At 62.9% G+C, this 16,366-nt stretch carries 15 protein-coding genes and 1 tRNA gene; 9 read left to right on the top strand and 7 right to left on the bottom strand.

Annotated elements, in window-relative coordinates; translation table 11 throughout:
• Window positions 1-369: 369 nt before the first annotated feature.
• The 4 genes from FIV09_RS05520 to FIV09_RS05505 all read right to left on the bottom strand — a co-directional run bounded on the left by FIV09_RS05520 (window position 370) and on the right by FIV09_RS05505 (window position 2,989).
• Complete coding sequence (locus FIV09_RS05520) at window positions 370-1,260, bottom strand: hypothetical protein (RefSeq protein WP_152449057.1); 891 nt, start codon at window positions 1,258-1,260, stop codon at window positions 370-372.
• 90 nt (window positions 1,261-1,350) lie between these two features.
• Window positions 1,351-1,623 carry a hypothetical protein gene (locus FIV09_RS05515; protein WP_216646964.1) on the bottom strand — a complete coding sequence of 91 codons (273 nt, stop codon included), beginning with the start codon at window positions 1,621-1,623 and terminating at the stop codon, window positions 1,351-1,353.
• Entirely contained in the window at window positions 1,623-2,849 is a 1,227-nt protein-coding gene (locus FIV09_RS05510) for a site-specific integrase (RefSeq protein ID WP_152449055.1), read from the bottom strand. Before FIV09_RS05510 ends, FIV09_RS05515 begins: the two co-directional genes overlap by 1 nt.
• Before the next feature lie 53 nt (window positions 2,850-2,902).
• Window positions 2,903-2,989: transfer RNA gene (locus tag FIV09_RS05505), tRNA-Leu, on the bottom strand.
• Window positions 2,990-3,182: 193 nt separating this feature from the next.
• Between FIV09_RS05505 and lipB the strand changes: the two genes are divergently transcribed.
• The 5 genes from lipB (at window position 3,183) to FIV09_RS05480 (ending at window position 9,249) form a co-directional block, all read left to right on the top strand.
• Entirely contained in the window at window positions 3,183-3,845 is a 663-nt protein-coding gene (lipB, locus tag FIV09_RS05500) for a lipoyl(octanoyl) transferase LipB (RefSeq protein ID WP_152449054.1), read from the top strand.
• Window positions 3,846-4,044: 199 nt separating this feature from the next.
• The gene (locus FIV09_RS05495; RefSeq protein ID WP_152449053.1) at window positions 4,045-5,592 is read left to right on the top strand and encodes an alpha-amylase family glycosyl hydrolase; all 1,548 of its coding nucleotides are present in this window, start codon (window positions 4,045-4,047) and stop codon (window positions 5,590-5,592) included.
• Window positions 5,593-5,969: 377 nt separating this feature from the next.
• Entirely contained in the window at window positions 5,970-7,643 is a 1,674-nt protein-coding gene (ctaD, locus tag FIV09_RS05490) for a cytochrome c oxidase subunit I (protein WP_152449052.1), read from the top strand.
• Window positions 7,644-7,834: 191 nt separating this feature from the next.
• Window positions 7,835-8,332, top strand: a complete 498-nt coding sequence (locus tag FIV09_RS05485) for a DUF2244 domain-containing protein (protein ID WP_152449051.1) — start codon at window positions 7,835-7,837, stop codon at window positions 8,330-8,332.
• Window positions 8,333-8,406: 74 nt separating this feature from the next.
• Entirely contained in the window at window positions 8,407-9,249 is an 843-nt protein-coding gene (locus tag FIV09_RS05480; RefSeq protein WP_254702313.1) for a hypothetical protein, read from the top strand.
• A 185-nt stretch (window positions 9,250-9,434) separates the two neighbouring features.
• Here FIV09_RS05480 and FIV09_RS05475 read toward each other — a convergent pair whose 3' ends face one another.
• Window positions 9,435-9,896 carry a GatB/YqeY domain-containing protein gene (locus tag FIV09_RS05475; protein WP_152449049.1) on the bottom strand — a complete coding sequence of 154 codons (462 nt, stop codon included), beginning with the start codon at window positions 9,894-9,896 and terminating at the stop codon, window positions 9,435-9,437.
• Between the two features lie 183 nt (window positions 9,897-10,079).
• Here FIV09_RS05475 and carA point away from each other — a divergent pair, with 183 nt between their 5' ends.
• Together carA and FIV09_RS05465 are read left to right on the top strand one after the other, a co-directional pair.
• Window positions 10,080-11,231 (top strand): glutamine-hydrolyzing carbamoyl-phosphate synthase small subunit, encoded by a 1,152-nt coding sequence (carA, locus tag FIV09_RS05470; protein ID WP_371417752.1) that lies wholly within the window; start codon window positions 10,080-10,082, stop codon window positions 11,229-11,231.
• Between the two features lie 72 nt (window positions 11,232-11,303).
• On the top strand, window positions 11,304-13,184 hold the full coding sequence (locus FIV09_RS05465; protein WP_152449047.1) for a glycosyltransferase family 2 protein: 1,881 nt from the start codon (window positions 11,304-11,306) through the stop codon (window positions 13,182-13,184).
• A gap of 22 nt (window positions 13,185-13,206) precedes the next feature.
• Here the strand turns inward: FIV09_RS05465 and FIV09_RS05460 are convergent, their stop codons facing one another.
• A complete protein-coding gene (locus tag FIV09_RS05460; protein ID WP_152449046.1) occupies window positions 13,207-13,851 on the bottom strand; it encodes a GntR family transcriptional regulator in 645 nt (214 codons plus the stop codon).
• Window positions 13,852-13,954: 103 nt separating this feature from the next.
• Between FIV09_RS05460 and FIV09_RS05455 the strand changes: the two genes are divergently transcribed.
• Together FIV09_RS05455 and FIV09_RS05450 are read left to right on the top strand one after the other, a co-directional pair.
• Complete coding sequence (locus FIV09_RS05455) at window positions 13,955-14,596, top strand: pyrimidine 5'-nucleotidase (protein ID WP_152449045.1); 642 nt, start codon at window positions 13,955-13,957, stop codon at window positions 14,594-14,596.
• Between the two features lie 76 nt (window positions 14,597-14,672).
• On the top strand, window positions 14,673-15,860 hold the full coding sequence (locus FIV09_RS05450; protein ID WP_172975629.1) for a UbiH/UbiF family hydroxylase: 1,188 nt from the start codon (window positions 14,673-14,675) through the stop codon (window positions 15,858-15,860).
• A gap of 111 nt (window positions 15,861-15,971) precedes the next feature.
• On the opposite strand, the gene FIV09_RS05445 is transcribed toward FIV09_RS05450, so the two are convergent.
• Window positions 15,972-16,241: an usg protein gene (locus tag FIV09_RS05445; protein WP_152449043.1), complete on the bottom strand. Its 270-nt coding sequence runs from the start codon at window positions 16,239-16,241 to the stop codon at window positions 15,972-15,974.
• Between the last annotated feature and the right edge of the window lie 125 nt (window positions 16,242-16,366).

Genomic DNA, 16,366 nt, shown 5'->3' with positions numbered 1-16,366 from the left:
TCGGGCAGGACGAGGCGTGTATCTCCATATGGAGGGGTTTAATGGATAACACGTGTTTAGCCGGGCTTTCCGGGCCTCAAGAGAGCAAGTCCCAAGACAGTAGCGTGTGTGTTATCTCCATATGGTGTGGTTTAACGGATGACCGAGCGAAACCCGTACAGAACCCTAACGCTCCCCGCGCTAACCTACTGTTATCCCTGCGTTCACTGCGAGTAACTATGATCGAACCAGCTAGAGCCCAAGCGTTTTCGTGTCGGCAGCGAGAGAAGCAAATGGTTAGGCTAGGTCGCGTGAGATATTCCTAGGGTCTACCTTGGGTTTCCCTAGGGGGTACGGGGGGAGGGGGTATCGCGAGACTACGATATACCTCTACGAATTTTCTCCAGAAAACTGGGCGTTATGAATTTGAAACTGGTGGATATCGACCAACCATCGTGTGAATGAAAACCCTTGGGTTACGAGAAGGAGACCAAGTTCTTCGGTTGGCTGGGAAGGTTCAGGCTTACCCTCTTCGTGGCGGTAAAAATGGGCCGCATCGATCCATTCCCCAAAGCTTTTCAGGATACGTAGGGAAGCCCTAAGGCCATTAGTTTTTTCTGGATACATATTTTCAAGTATCGGCGATAATAAATCCCTTGCCTCTCCAACCCCCAAGCGTGGTTTTCGGCCCAATTGCTTGAAGATATTCTCTGATGCGAGGAAAATACTACGAATTGCCTGAGAACCATCTACCGGGTCCTTCAGAAGCGCCGCCTCACAAGCCTCAACATGCAAACGCGCAGCCTCATACGAATCTAAATCTAATCCTCGTATCAGCGCCATCCTCTGCTGATCAAATGCCATATCATACTTCGGGTGTATTATCCCATCATTCTTTAAGACCAGTCGCGCTTTCTGCTCCCCGAATACACGATTCACCATAGCTAAATATTGACCCAATTCTCGTCTAGCTACATCTCCACGGGGTCCAACAACAATCTCCGCCTTAATCGTATGATACAGTTCACCTAGAACGTCGAGAAAATCTCCCCACTCCAATGATCTCATGAACTTCCGAACGTCACTCGCAACTCTAAGTGAGCCTGGATAAATACCAATTTCAGCCTCAATATTTTTCGCTACTTTATGAGTCCTGTTCTCGGAAAAAGAAATGAAGACCGCTATTAATCGGCTTCGTGTTCGTTCGTTATCCCCTGAGTTTTCCTCAAGTCCAACATAGAGTTGTTTATGCGTACGCGCAGGATACTCTAGATAACTCAAAATCATCTCCGTGTAGTAAGGGATTCACAATCATGACTTGCTGTGCGTTACGCCAGCCATCAGGTCAACAGTGGATACGGACACAACAGCTTAGAAATCGATATCGTCCAACTTCTCACCCACAGGATGATCCTCCCGCCCTGTGATTTCCTCATAGGCCCACAGAGCATCCGCAAGCTGCTTGAACAATCCCTCGCGTCCCTCAGGGCATTCCGAGGTATGAAGACGGTTCAGACCCCACCCTGTCTCTATGCCCCAGTCGGTGACCAGAAGTTCACTGCGGTTATCCGTGAGCATTAGATACAGAAGACAGATACGCTCATGGATTGCTTGTGCCGGGGTGAGACTGCCTACGCTCAGCATTACAGGCTCCCCCCAAGTTCACCGTAGAGCGCCTCAAAGGTCGCCTTTATGACCTCGCTCAGGTCGCCCCGCTTTGCATAGACTGACATGCCAATATCGTCCTTGTTCGAGTGGCCCACCGCAAGGTTCCGCGCTTCCTTGGCAACCCCGGCGTTGACCAGCGCGGAAACCCCGGTCCTACGAAAGGAATGCATGTCCCACTCACCCGATTGCATGTCCAAGGTCTTCCTAGCGTTCTCCAACGCCTTCCCGAGATAATGCCCCGGCGTCCTGTCGTATCCGCCTCTGAGCAGCCTCGGGAACAGTAGACCGCGATTATCGGGACAAGCTGGCTCGGTCACCTGAGCGCGGCGGATTGCTGCTCGGAGTAACTCACAATCATCCTGCCCGACGACCATCACCTTCCGGTTCCCGGCCTCTGTCTTGGCTCCCGTGATGTTCAGCCGGATATGGTCGCCCCGGTCGTCAATGTTGCCCAGAGAAAGCCCTGCGATCTCCCCGAGGCGACAGGCGGTCACCCAAAGTAACCTTACGGTCACGCTCATCTCGAACTGATACTTGAGGCGTTGGTTACGTTCGATGAAGGCCAACAAGGCTTCGGCCTCTTCACGGGTCACCGGACGCAGGTTCTTCTTCCTCGGGTCTGTCTTCTTCTTCTGCCCTGCAAGGCGACGAAGGAGAGAAGAGAACGGGTTCTTCATGTCACCATCGACAAGCCCCCAGTGCTCTAGGACGCGCCAGTAGGAGGCGAGGCAGATTTGATGGATGGACAGGCTTCGATGCGAGAGCGGTTGCCCTGTCTTGGGAGAGGGAGTTGCCCTGAGATGGTCCATGAAGCCCAAAGCCATCTCACGCTTAATCTGGGACACATCACAGTTTCCCGAGTATTCCTCGAACCGCGCGAGGATGCTTCGATAGCGAGCGCGGGTGGAGTTATTAATTCCGTCACTTTCGCTCAGCCAGCGATGGGCTGTCTCCCTCACGGTCGAACCTGAGGACACCCTACAGTGCACTTGAGGCTTCTCTACCTTGGCGCTGAACAAATTCTCTCTGATATCCGAGAGGACCTCAGGGCTTCTGGCTAGGGCTTCACCTAGGTCCCGAGTGCCGAGTGATCGGACGATCTCCTTCTTTCCAACCACGGACTGAGCCTCGGTTGGAACGCTGAAACGCACAGCGTACACGCCGTTACGCTTGAAGATACCTTTGGGAAGTGTACGGGTCACAGGTCTTTTTCTCCCTTACAGATGGGAGAGCAAGTCCTTGATTTTTAGGTGAATGGTGCGGTCGAGAAGACTCGAACTTCCACGGGAGTTACCCCACAGCGACCTCAACGCTGCGCGTCTACCAATTCCGCCACGACCGCACTGTCTGAGGCTTGGTGGCGTGCGTATAGAGGACGCTTTTCAGCTTGTGAAGGGGGAATGTCGCGATTTTTTTCGTCGCCTGAAATCAGTACGGGCCGGACGGCTTTTCCCCCGCAGAACAGGTTGAAAACGGCGACTTTCCTCACCCCGCGCGTCAGGGTAAGAGCGGCAGGACACGGCAAGGAGGCGACCATGGTGGAATGGCGCATCTCGGACGGATTGACCGATTACGCGGAGGCCGTGCAGGTCATGGAAGACCGCGCGGCGGCCATTGCGGAAGGCACGGCGGATGAGCTGATCTGGCTGGTGGAGCATCCGCCGCTCTACACGGCGGGCACATCGGCGCAGCGCGCGGATCTCAAGGATCCCGACCGATTCCCGGTGCATGTCACCAAGCGCGGCGGGCAATACACCTATCACGGGCCGGGACAGCGGGTGGCCTATACCATGCTCGATGTCAGCCGCAGGGGGCGCGATGTGCGGCGCTTCGTGGGCGATCTCGAGGCCTGGGTGATTGCGGCCCTCGGCGAGTTCGGACTGACCGGACATATCCGGGAGGGGCGCGTGGGCGTCTGGATCGAGCGGCCTGACCGGCCTCGTCTCGCCACGGGCGCCATGGCGGAAGACAAGATCGCCGCCATCGGCATCCGCCTGCGCCGCTGGGTGAGCTTTCACGGTGTGTCGATCAACGTCGAGCCGGATCTGAGCCATTTCGACGGTATCGTGCCCTGCGGCATCACCGATTACGGCGTCACCAGCCTGGTCGATCTCGGATTGCCCGTGACGATGGACGACGTGGATGTGGCGCTGCGGCGCAGCTTCGAGGATGTGTTCGGCGATAAGCCTTCCGGCTGACACTCTGTGCACCGGGGCCGCATGTCCGGGGCGGGACGCACGGGCTGGGGCGCCTGCCCTGCGGCTCCCGCGAAATCCCGGCCTGCGGCAGTGCGATTTTAAGCCAATCTCCCGCTTTCACCTTGCACCTGCAGCATGGCGCCTCATGTTAGCGCGAACGGCCCCAGAGCATCGGGCCAGAGACAACAGGAGCGACCCCATGTCCGAATGGTGGAAAGACGGCGTCATCTATCAGATCTATCCCCGCAGCTTCCAGGATACGAATGGCGATGGCGTGGGCGATCTGCGTGGCATCGAGGCGCGGCTCGATCACCTCGTCGATCTGGGCGTCGATGCGGCTTGGATTTCACCGATCTTCCCCTCGCCCATGAAGGACGCGGGCTATGACGTGTCCGACTATACCGGCATCGATCCGACCTTCGGCACGCTCGAGGATTTCGAAAGCCTGATCGCAGCAGCCGAGGCGCGCGGCCTGAAGGTGCTTCTGGATTTTGTGCCGAGCCACACCTCGGACCAGCATCCCTGGTTCATCGAGGCTTGCGCATCGAAGGACAGCCCCAAGCGCGACTGGTATGTCTGGCGCGACCCGAAGCCCGATGGCAGCCCGCCCACCAACTGGATCAGCGAATTTGCAGGCCCCGCCTGGACCTTCCACGAGGCCACGGGTCAGTATTACATGCATATCTTCCTGACCGAGCAGCCCAGCCTCAACTGGCACAATCCCGAGCTGCGCGCCGCGATGTACGACGTCATGCGGACCTGGTTCGACCGGGGTGTGGACGGCTTCCGCGTGGATGCAGTCGAGAACATGGTTCCGAACCCCGAAGCGGGCGACAACCCGCCCAACCCGGAATGGGTCGAAAGCATGGGGCCCGCGCGCAGCCATCTTGGCACCAATACGAAGCACCAGCCGGAAATCTTCGACATCGCCCGCGAAATGCGCGCCGTGGCCGAGGAATACGACCCGCCCCGCCTTCTGGTGGGGGAGGCCTACGGCGAGACAGAGCAAGTCATGAAGTATTACGGCGATGCGCTCGATGCATTTCAGCAACCGTTCAACTTCATGCTGATCGAGACCGAGTGGGAGGCGGAGAACCTCGCCACGCTCATCGGGGAATACGAGGCCGCCCTGCCCGAGGGCGCCTGGCCCAACTGGGTGCTGGGCAACCACGACCGCTCGCGCATCGCGAGCCGGATCGGACCCGAGCGGGCACGCGCCGCGGCGCTGATGCTGCTGAGCTTGCGCGGCACGCCCACCATCTATCAGGGCGAAGAGCTGGGCATGGAGAACGTGCCGATCCCGCCGGACCGCGTGCAGGATCCGTGGGAGAAAAACGTGCCGGGCCATGGCCTTGGCCGTGATCCGGTGCGCACCCCGATCGCGTGGGAGGACGCGCGCCATGGCGGCTTCTCCGAGGTTGACCCCTGGCTGCCCATGGATCTCGATCCCGCGCGGATCGTGGAGAACCAGACCAACGATCCGGCCTCCATGCTCGCCTTCTACCGTCGGCTGCTGGCCTTGCGCCGGGAACGGGAAGCGCTGCGCCGGGGCGCGCTGGAGGATCTGCGCGCCGAGGATGGCGTCCTCTTCTATACGCGCCGCGCGGGCGACGATGTCGTGCATGTGGCGATCAATTGGGGCGAGAGCCCGGTCGATATCGTGCTGCCCGGCCAGGTGGTCCTGGCCACGGATGAGGTCGAGGTCGGCGCCCTGGCTCCCGGCTCTGGCCGAATGTCGCTGGGCTGAGCGGCCCCCCGAAGGGAAGTTCCGCGTGGGTGACGGCGGATCGGATCGACGCGGGACAAGCCCGCGCCGATCCGCTGGAGGCTCTGCCTCCAGACCTCCGGAGGTATTTTTGGTCCGAACGTGACAGGGGGCGGCGCCCGGATTGGCCGCGTGGGAGCGTAGTCCGCGCAAGCCTTGGGGCGGCGATTGACAATTGCCGGGTCGCATTCTGTCAGACTTGATTGACACATATTCAAGAAATCAGACATGTGCGACAAAAATGACCGCCCTGCGACGAAAGCGGTCATTGCCGGACGGAGATGCTTTGCCTAAACAGGCAAACGACGCGCGGGGCGAGTCTGTCCTGCCTGATCTGATAACACCTTGAGGAGGCTTACATGGCAGACGCCGCCATCCACGGCCATGAGCACGAAGACAACCGGGGGTTCTTCACCCGGTGGTTCATGTCCACCAACCACAAGGATATCGGGATCCTGTACCTGGTCACTTCGGCCCTGGCAGGTTTCATCTCGGTCGCCTTCACCGTCTATATGCGTCTGGAGCTCATGGAGCCGGGCGTTCAGTACATGTGCCTCGAAGGCGCGCGGATGTTTGCCGCCGCCCCCGGCGAATGTACCCCGAACGGCCATCTGTGGAACGTTCTGATCACCGGCCACGGCATCCTGATGATGTTCTTCGTGGTCATTCCCGCGCTCTTCGGCGGCTTCGGCAACTACTTCATGCCGCTGCAGATCGGCGCGCCGGACATGGCCTTCCCGCGTCTGAACAACCTGTCCTACTGGCTGTACGTTGCCGGTACGACGCTGGCGGTCGCCTCGGTCTACTCGCCGGGTGGCAATGGTCAGCTGGGCTCCGGTGTGGGCTGGGTTCTCTACCCGCCGCTGTCGGTGCGTGAGGGCGGTCTCTCGATGGACCTCGCGATCTTCGCGGTGCACGTCTCGGGTGCCTCGTCGATCCTGGGTGCGATCAACGTGATCACCACCTTCCTCAACATGCGCGCACCGGGCATGAGCCTGTTCAAGGTGCCGCTCTTTGCCTGGTCGATCTTCGTGACCGCGTGGCTGATTCTTCTGGCCCTGCCGGTTCTGGCGGGCGCGATCACCATGCTGCTGACCGACCGGAACTTCGGGACGACCTTCTTCGATCCCGCAGGCGGGGGCGACCCGGTGCTCTACCAGCATATCCTGTGGTTCTTCGGGCACCCGGAAGTCTACATCGTGATCCTGCCGGGCTTCGGTATCATCTCCCACGTCATCGCCACGTTCAGCCGCAAGCCCGTCTTCGGCTACCTGCCGATGGTCTGGGCGATCATCGCGATCGGCGCGTTGGGCTTCGTCGTCTGGGCGCACCACATGTACACCGTTGGCATGTCGCTGACCCAGCAGAGCTACTTCATGCTGGCCACGATGGTCATCGCGGTGCCGACGGGCGTGAAGATCTTCTCCTGGATCGCCACGATGTGGGGCGGCTCGATCGAGTTCAAGACGCCGATGCTCTGGGCGTTCGGCTTCCTGTTCCTCTTCACGCTCGGTGGTGTCACCGGCATCGTGCTGAGCCAAGCCGCCGTGGACCGTGCCTACCATGACACCTATTACGTGGTCGCACACTTCCACTACGTGATGTCGCTGGGTGCCGTCTTTGCCATCTTCGCGGGGATCTACTTCTACTTCCCCAAGATGACCGGCAAGATGTACCCCGAATGGGCCGGCAAGCTCCACTTCTGGACCTTCTTCATCGGCGCCAACATCACCTTCTTCCCGCAGCACTTCCTGGGCCGTCAGGGCATGCCGCGCCGCTACATCGACTATCCCGAGGCCTATGCCCTCTGGAACTACGTGTCGTCCTGGGGTGCGTTCATCTCCTTCGCCTCGTTCCTGTTCTTCTTCGGCGTGATGTTCTACGCGCTGTTCAAGGGCAAGCCCGAGACCCGCGAGAACCCCTGGAACGAATACGCGGATACGCTGGAATGGACCCTGCCTTCGCCGCCGCCCGAGCACACGTTCGAGCAGCTGCCGAAGCGGGAGGATTGGGACAAGGGCCACGCCCATTGATCTCCGGGTTTCCGACCTGACACAGAAGAGGCCCCGGATCACCATCCGGGGCCTTTTTCATTCGACCCGATGCGCCGGCCGCCCAAGCGTGGAAAACCGCGCGCATCGCGCCATATCCCAAACGGGCCCCGCGGCCGACCCGCCGCCCCAAGGCCCGCCCGAGTAACGACAGACGACCGGACATCGACATCATGCCCTATCGCTGGACCCAGAAAGACCCGAGCCGGACGGAGCAGGAGCTCACGCTCTGGCCGCATAATTCGCTGCCGCCCAAGGGCTTCGCGGCTTTCATCCTGGGCACGTTCACCCTGGCCACGATCCCCCTTTACGGGCTTCTGGGCACGTCGCTCCTCTGGGGCATGCTGCCCTTCCTGCTGATTGCACTTGGCGGGATGTATTACGCGCTACGCAAGAACGAGGCGGACCGCCGCATCCTCGAAGTGCTCAAGATCACCGAGGCCGACCTGCATCTGACCCGCTACAACCCGCGGGGCGACGCGCAGGACTGGCATTGCAATCCCTATTGGGCCAAGGTCGCGCTGCACCAGAGCGGAGGTCCCGTGCCGAATTACGTCACCCTGAACGGCTCTGGCCGCGAGGTCGAGATCGGGGCATTCCTGTCCGAGGATGAGCGCAAGGCGCTCTATTCGGAGCTTCTCGACCGGCTGGCTCGGCACAGCCCCGCCTGATGGCACAGGTCCCGGCGACCCCGAAAGCGCGGCGCCTCGCGCATCGCTTGCGTGTTGCGCTTCTGGGACCGACCATGGCTGCAGCGCGAAACGATGTGCAGCCCTCGGAGGCCGCCGCCCTGGCCTTGCGCACGGCGAGGCGCATCCCGGCGCCTGCGCCCGAACGGGTGATCTTCCTCATCCCACTCGTGGCACCGGCCCATGTGGGCGATTGGGACGCGGTCACCGCACGGCTGGGCCGCACGCTTCAAAGCTTCCAGGCGCAGGACAATCCCAATTGGGAAGCGGTCATCTGCTGTCAGGTGCGCCCGCCCCTGCCCGAGGATGACCGCATCCGCCACCTGCCCTTCGACGATCCGACGCCCGGAAACGACAAGTGGCGCAAGCTCGCAGCACTCTACGAGGATCTGGCCGGGCGGGACGTGCCGCCCGCCTTCGTCATGTCCTTTGACGCTGACGATCTGCTGCGTCAGGGCGTGGTGAGCGAGATGCTGGAGGGCGGCGGTGACGGCTGGCTGGTCGAGCGTGGCTTCGTCCGGGATGTGGCGTCCGGCAAGGTAGCCCTGGCCGCCCCCGCATCCCTGACGGCACCGCGTCAAAGGGCATTCTGGAAGCTGTGCGGATCCTGTCTCGCGCTGCGCCATGACCCGGCCTTGCCCGAAAGCGCCGCGTTCATGCGGGAGATGACACAGCACGAGCACCGCATGTTTCCGTATCTGGCGCGACTTGCGGGCTTGCGCATCCGCGCCCTGCCCCGCCCATCGGTTCTATATGAGTTGAATCACGGCGAGAATTTCGGCGCGCGGCGTGGGCGCGTATCGTTCAAAACCCGGTTCGTGGAGCGGTTCACGGTGCGGGATGCGGAGACGTTGGAGGCGGTCCGGACGGATTTTCCGGTGTCCATCGACACGGCGTGAGGTGAGAAACGCCACCCTCGTGATCTGCCTGTTGGCGTCGGTGTTTCGCAAGCGGTTGGAAAATTCCGCAAACTGCAGGGAGTCCTCGGGTCAGGCCCGAGGATGACAGCGCTTGGCGCGGACGACCGCATCTGGCGCGTATGAGAGCATCAGGCGCAGATCGGCATCCAACGCCGCCTGCGCGCTTAGCCCGCCAGACGCTCCTTCACGCGCGGGCCGACCGCGCCGAAATCCATCTGACCCTGATATTTGGACTTCAGGACGCCCATGACGCGGCCCATATCGCGGATCGAATCGGCGCCGACATCGGCCACGGCCTTGTCGATGGCCTTGGTGACTTCCGCATCGGACAGCTTCTTCGGCAGGAACTCTTCGATGACGACGATTTCCGCCTGCTCGCGCTCTGCCAGATCGAGACGGCCGCCCTCTTCGTAGGTCTTCACGCTCTCATGGCGCTGCTTGACCATCTTGGAGAGGATCGCCAGCACTTCCTCGTCGCTGACACCGTCTTCACGCCCTTCGCCGCGCGCGGCGATGTCCCGATCCTTGATCGCGGCATTGATCAGGCGCACCGTCGACAGACGGTCGGCGTCCTTGTCTTTCATCGCCTGTTTCATGGCGGCAGTGATCCGCGTGCGCAGTTCCATGGCCTCTCATCCCTCGATTGGCTAGAGGTTGATAGGTAGGGTTTTGCCGCCAGAGGTGCAAGCCTTCCCTGAAACCCAGCAAGCCATTGTTTTCGCTACATTTTGACATCAGGGCCTGCTCTTGACCCGGCTTGCAGGCGGTCTTAGACAGGCGCGACACCCAAGATGCCCGGAGGCTCGCCCATGACCGCTCCTACCGCTTGCCTCGCCCTGGCCGATGGCACGTTGTTCTATGGCATGGGCTTCGGCGCCACCGGGGAGACGGTGGCCGAGCTCTGCTTCAACACCGCGATGACCGGGTATCAGGAGATCATGACCGATCCCTCTTATGCGGGCCAGATCGTCACCTTCACCTTCCCGCATATCGGCAATACCGGCGTGAACCCCGAGGATGACGAGACGCAGGACCCTGTGGCGGCCGGCATGGTCGTGAAATGGATGCCCACGCAAAGCTCCAACTGGCGGGCCGTCTCGGAATTGTCGGACTGGCTCGCGAGCCGGGGCCGCATCGCCATCGGCGGGATCGACACGCGGCGTCTGACCCGGGCGATCCGCCAGCAGGGCGCGCCCCATGCGGCCCTCGCCCACAATCCCGATGGCGTGTTCGACACGGAAGCGCTGGTGGCCAAGGCCCGCGATTTCGCCGGACTGGAGGGGCTGGACCTCGCCAAGGATGTCACCTGCGCGCAAAGCTATCGCTGGGACGAAATGCGGTGGGCCTGGCCCGAGGGCTATGCCCGTCAGGAAAACCCCGTCCACAAGGTGGTGGCGATCGATTACGGTGCCAAGCGCAACATCCTGCGCAGCCTCGCCTCGGCGGGTTGTGACGTGACTGTCCTGCCCGCGACCGCCACGGCGGAAGATGTGCTGGCGCTCAACCCCGACGGGGTCTTTCTGTCGAACGGACCGGGCGATCCGGCGGCGACGGGCGAATATGCCGTGCCGATGATCCGCGAAGTTCTGGACAAGGGTCTGCCGGTCTTCGGCATCTGCCTCGGTCACCAGATGCTGGCGCTGGCGCTGGGTGCCAAGACCGTGAAGATGAACCACGGCCATCACGGCGCCAATCACCCGGTGAAAGACACCGAGACCGGCAAGGTCGAGGTGACGTCCATGAACCACGGCTTCGCGGTCGACAGCCAGTCCCTGCCCCAAGGCGTGCTCGAGACGCATGTGTCGCTCTTTGACGGGTCGAATTGTGGTCTGCGGGTCGAGGGCAAGCCGGTCTTCTCGGTCCAGCAGCACCCCGAGGCCAGCCCCGGCCCGATGGACAGCTATTACCTGTTCGAGCGGTTCGCCGACTGGATGGCGGACCATAAGGCCGCAAATACCTAATCAGCGGTTAATCTTAAGCGCGCATTAACCCACGCGGGCGTAACTGGTCTCCGATCGACAACGGAGACCAGCATGCTTTCGAGCAAGGTCGACCCCCCACCCAGCCGCCAGGCGGCCAGCATCGATGATCGCGGCCGTTCGGTCGCCGGTCTCCTCGTCGATGGCGGTCATGTGCCTGCCGCTGACATGGTCGCGGCATTGGGAGATGCGGTCGCGACCGGCGCCCCCTTGCGGCGCGTGCTGCTCGCCAGTGACCTGATCGGAGAGGACGAATACGTCCCCGCCCTGGCCCTGCGCTGCGGCGTCATGGCGCTCAACCGGGCCGATCACCCCGCCGATCAGACACTTGCAGGCCTCCTGCCTGCGGAGACCTGCCTGACCCATGGCGCCCTGCCCTGGATGTGGATCGGCACATCGCTGGTGGTGGCCGCGACAAGCCGCGCGGGCTTCGACGCCGTGCGCGCGCCCTTCGACGCCACGGGCCAAGCCGTCATAATGGCCGCGATGTCCGAGGCGGACATTCATGCCGAGATCGGCGCGCGCTACGGGCGGGCCATGGTCGAAGCGGCGGAAACCTGGGTGCCGGATGCGGAGGCCTGCCGCGATCTGGGCCATGCCGGGGCTGCACGGGTCGCGATTGCAAGCTCCGTCACGATTGCAAGCGTCGGGCTTCTGGCCCTGGCGCCGCTGGTCTTCTTCGCAGCCCTTCTGATCATCGCGGTGGTGTCGCTGCTCCTGACACAGGCATTGAAGCTGGCCGCGTTGATCGCAGCGCGCAAACCGCCGCCCCGTCCGGGCCCGCCCCGCCATCCGCTGCCCGATGTGACGCTGCTGGTCCCGCTGTTTCGCGAGGCGGCGATTGCGCGGGCGCTGATCGACCGGCTGTCGCGGCTCAGCTATCCCAAATCCTGCCTGTCTGTCTTGCTGATCCTGGAAGACATCGACCGGGAGACCGCCAGCATCCTTGCCGCCGCGGACCTGCCGGGCTGGGTCCGGATCGTGGTCGTGCCGGGCGGCAGCATTCAGACCAAGCCGCGCGCGCTGAATTATGCGCTGCGATTTTCCAAGGGCAGCGTGATCGGGATTCTCGATGCGGAGGATGCGCCGGCGGTCGATCAGATCGAGCGGGTTGTCGCGCGCTTCCAGACCGCGCCGCCGGAGGTTGCCTGCCTTCAGGGCGTTCTCGATTTCTACAATCCGCGTGCCAATTGGCTGTCGCGGTGTTTCGCCATCGAATACGCGACCTGGTTCCGGCTGATCCTGCCCGGTCTCGCGCGGCTCGGCGTGCCGATCCCGCTGGGCGGCACCACGGTCTATTTCCGCCGCGAGGCGCTGGAGGCCGTGCGCGGCTGGGACGCCCATAACGTGACCGAGGATGCCGATCTCGGCCTTCGTCTCGCGCGTCACGGCTACCGGACGGAGCTTTTGCAGACCGTCACCCGCGAGGAAGCCAACAACCGTGTCTGGCCGTGGATCAAGCAGCGGGCCCGGTGGCTCAAGGGATATGCCATGACCTGGGCCACGCACAGCCGCAGTCCGCGCGCGCTTATACGTGACCTCGGGCTGCGGCGCGCGGCGGCGGTGCAGGTGCTGTTTCTGGGCACCTTGCTGCAATTCCTTCTGGCGCCCGTCTTGTGGTCGTTCTGGCTGATCCTGGCAGGCGTGCCGCATCCCGCGGCGGAGATCCTGTCGCCCGCCGCTCTGCGCGGGCTTTTCGTGATCTTCATCGCCTGCGAGGCGGTCACGGTGCTTGCGGGCATGCTGGCGCTGGCCCGATCTCCGCATGCGCGTCTCATGCCCTGGGTGCCGGGCATGATCCTCTATTTCCCACTGGGCACGATTGCGATGTATCGCGCGGTCTGGTCGCTGATCACGCGGCCGTTCCATTGGGACAAGACCCAGCATGGCCATTCCGCACCGGACCGGCCCGGCAGCGACCGCGTGCCGGAATAGCGCCGCCCGCCTTGCGCGCCGTTCAGCGCTCCGTCGCCGCGTCGAGCTTGAGGCGCGTCACGAACGCCACCGAGATATGATCGCGCAAGGCCTGGTAGGCCGCCTCCTCGTCACGGCGGCTGATCGCCTCGACGATGGCGTTGTGTTCCTCGAGCGCGCGCGTCCCCCGCCCTTCGGCGGCCAGCGACGTCGTGGCCATCAGCGCCATGGAGCGATGGACGAGGTCGAGCTGCTGCACGAGATAGCGGTTGTGCGACGCGAGATGGATCTGCTTGTGAAACCGGCGATTGGCACGGGCCAGGGCCTTGGGGTCGTCGAGCCGCGCGCGGTCCTCCTCGACCATGTCAGCAAGCACGGCGATCTCTTCCTCGGTGGCGTGACGGGCCGCCAGACGCGCCGCCAGCCCCTCAAGTTCGGTGCGCACGGCGTAGAGCTCGGCCATCTGGTTGTGATCGAGCGAGGCCACAATCAGCGAGCGGCCATCGCGGGCCAGCAGGGATTGGGTCTCAAGCCGCTGCAACGCCTCGCGGATCGGCGTGCGCGAGACGCCGAAGCGTTCGGCCAGATCGCTTTCCACCAGTCGATCACCGGGTTTGAACGTGCCCACATCGATCGCCTCGAGGATCAGGGAATAGGCATCGCGCTGGGGGGTGGTTCTGTCCCGCATTTTTTCTTCTCTCCCTCGCTTGCCGCGAAAATACGCAGGTTCAAGGGCTTGTGGCAAGCGCAGGGCCATTGCTTTGGCTCTGCGACCGGTCTAGCTCCGCCTTATGAAAGAGCGTTTTTCACATGTCCGCCACTGGGTCTTCGACCTCGACAACACCCTTTATCCGCCCGAGGCGCGGCTTTTCGACCAGATCGAAACGCGCATGACCGACTGGGTGATGCGCGAACTCAGCGTCGATGCGGTGGAGGCCAATCGCCTGCGCAAGAAATACTGGGCCGAATACGGCACCACGCTCGCAGGGCTCATGCAGGTGCACGGGGTAGATCCGGGCGGATACCTGCACGATGTGCACGACATTTCCTTCGCGCCGCTCGTGCCCGACCCGGTTCTTGCCGCGCGGATCGCGGCGCTGCCCGGACGCCGGATCGTCTATACCAACGGTTCGGCCCCTTACGCGAACCGGGTGTTGAAGGCGCGCGGTCTCGACGGGTTGTTCGATGCGATCTACGGGGTCGAGCACGCGGATTTCGCTCCGAAGCCCGAACGTGTGGCCTTCGAGCGCGTCTTTGCCCGCGACGGCACGGACACCGCTCGTGCCGCCATGTTCGAGGACGAGCCCCGCAACCTCGCAGCCCCCCATGCGATGGGCATGCGAACCATCCACGTGGCCCCCGAGGCGCATGTGGCAGAGCATATCCATCACCATACGGACGATCTGTCGGGCTTTCTGTCCCGCATCCTGTAAGCGATGCGACCAAGCGCCCACTGGCGCCGGGGCCCGATGAAACCCACCTGTTGAGGCAATGACGGAGGCAACGCGCATGGACCATGACATCCTCATTTCAGGCGGCGGCATTGCGGGCATGTCGGCGGCAGCCGCCTTCGGGCGCGCGGGCTTTTCGGTGCTTTGCGTCGATCCCGCCCCGCCGGTGACGGAGCGCGACGCGGATGGTGCCGATCTGCGCACGACCGCCTTCCTGCAGCCTGCCCGCGATTTCCTGGATCGCGCAGGCCTGTGGGCGCGCCTGTCGGACCACGCGACGCCCCTGCAGGTCATGCGCATCGCCGATGCGAGCCGCAGCCCGCCGATGACCCGCGATTTCAACGCCGCCGACATCTCCGACCTACCCTTCGGATGGAACCTGCCAAACTGGCTATTGCGGCGCGAAATGGCCAAGGCGCTGGACGAGATGCCGGGCGTCGATTTCCGCCCCGGAACCGCAACGAAATCGCTGTTCACGCGCACTGGCGAGGCGCGCGTCGGGCTGTCGGATGGTACACGCCCCCGGGTGAAGCTGGTGATTGCGGCGGACGGGCGCGGATCGCCCATGCGGCAGGCGGCCGGAATCGGCGTGACGACCACGCGGTATGGGCAGAAAGCGCTGGCCTTCGCGGTCACCCATGACGCGCCCCATGGCAATGTCTCGACCGAGATCCACCGCGCGGGCGGGCCTTTCACGCTCGTTCCCCTGCCCGATCACGACGGGCGCCCCTCCTCCGCGGTGGTCTGGATGATGGCCGCGCGCGATGCCGAACGGCGGGCCGCGCTCGATGTGCCCGCTTTTGAGGCGGAGATGACGGATCGCTCCGCCGGGCTTTATGGCCCGCTGAAACTGGCCTCGAAGCGCAATCTCTGGCCGATCATCACCCAAGGGGCAGAGCGGCTGACCGCGCAGCGCCTGGCGCTCGTGGCAGAGGCCGCCCATGTGATGCCGCCCATCGGCGCGCAGGGTCTGAACATGTCGCTGCGCGATCTCGAGACGCTGCTCGACCTTGCGGTCGCGGCGCCCGAGCGCTTGGGCGATGCGGCCATGCTGGACGCCTACGAGAAGAAGCGTGCGCCGGATATCCGGTTGCGCATGTCGGGGATCTCCGCGCTGAACCGCGCCTCCATGCAGGGTCTGCCCACGCTTCAGGCCGCACGGGCCACCGGATTGGGGCTGTTGCATGATCTGGCACCGATGCGGAAGGCCGTCATGGAACTGGGTCTCGGCGCCAAGGCCCGCTGAACCGGTCGACGCGGGGCAAGCCCGCGCCGATCCGGGCGAGGGCTCTGCCCTCGCGCTCCCGGAGGTATTTCTGGTCCGGTCGTGACAACAGGCTGCGCGCTGAGGCGCAGGTCAGTGATAGGTGAATTCGCCGGTCACATGCCGCCATTCGCCGGGCGAGATCATCTTGCGATGGGTGAAGCGTACGGAATGCAGCGGGCCTTCGATCTCATCCTGCCAGAAGGCGATGAAATCGAGCAGTTTGGGATGATCGGGGGCCAGATCGTAATCCTGCCACACGAAGGTGTTTAGCACGTTGCGGTAATCCGGCATGCGATAGAAGATCTCGGCCGTGGTCAGACCGTAGCCTTTCAGCATCAACTCCGTTTCGCTTTGGGACATCGTGTTTTTCTCCTCGTTAACCTCGGAAGAGAATCCTGCCCGAACTTTGTTAAAAATCAACAAAAACAGGTTGTTATCAGTCAGACCACCTGGCTGCCAGCGACGAGAGGGGATGTGCACGGCAT

The organism is Roseivivax sp. THAF197b (assembly GCF_009363255.1).
GTDB lineage: Bacteria > Pseudomonadota > Alphaproteobacteria > Rhodobacterales > Rhodobacteraceae > Roseivivax.
Note: the sequence above shows the minus strand (reverse complement) of the source record. Positions and strands in the feature narration are given on the sequence as shown.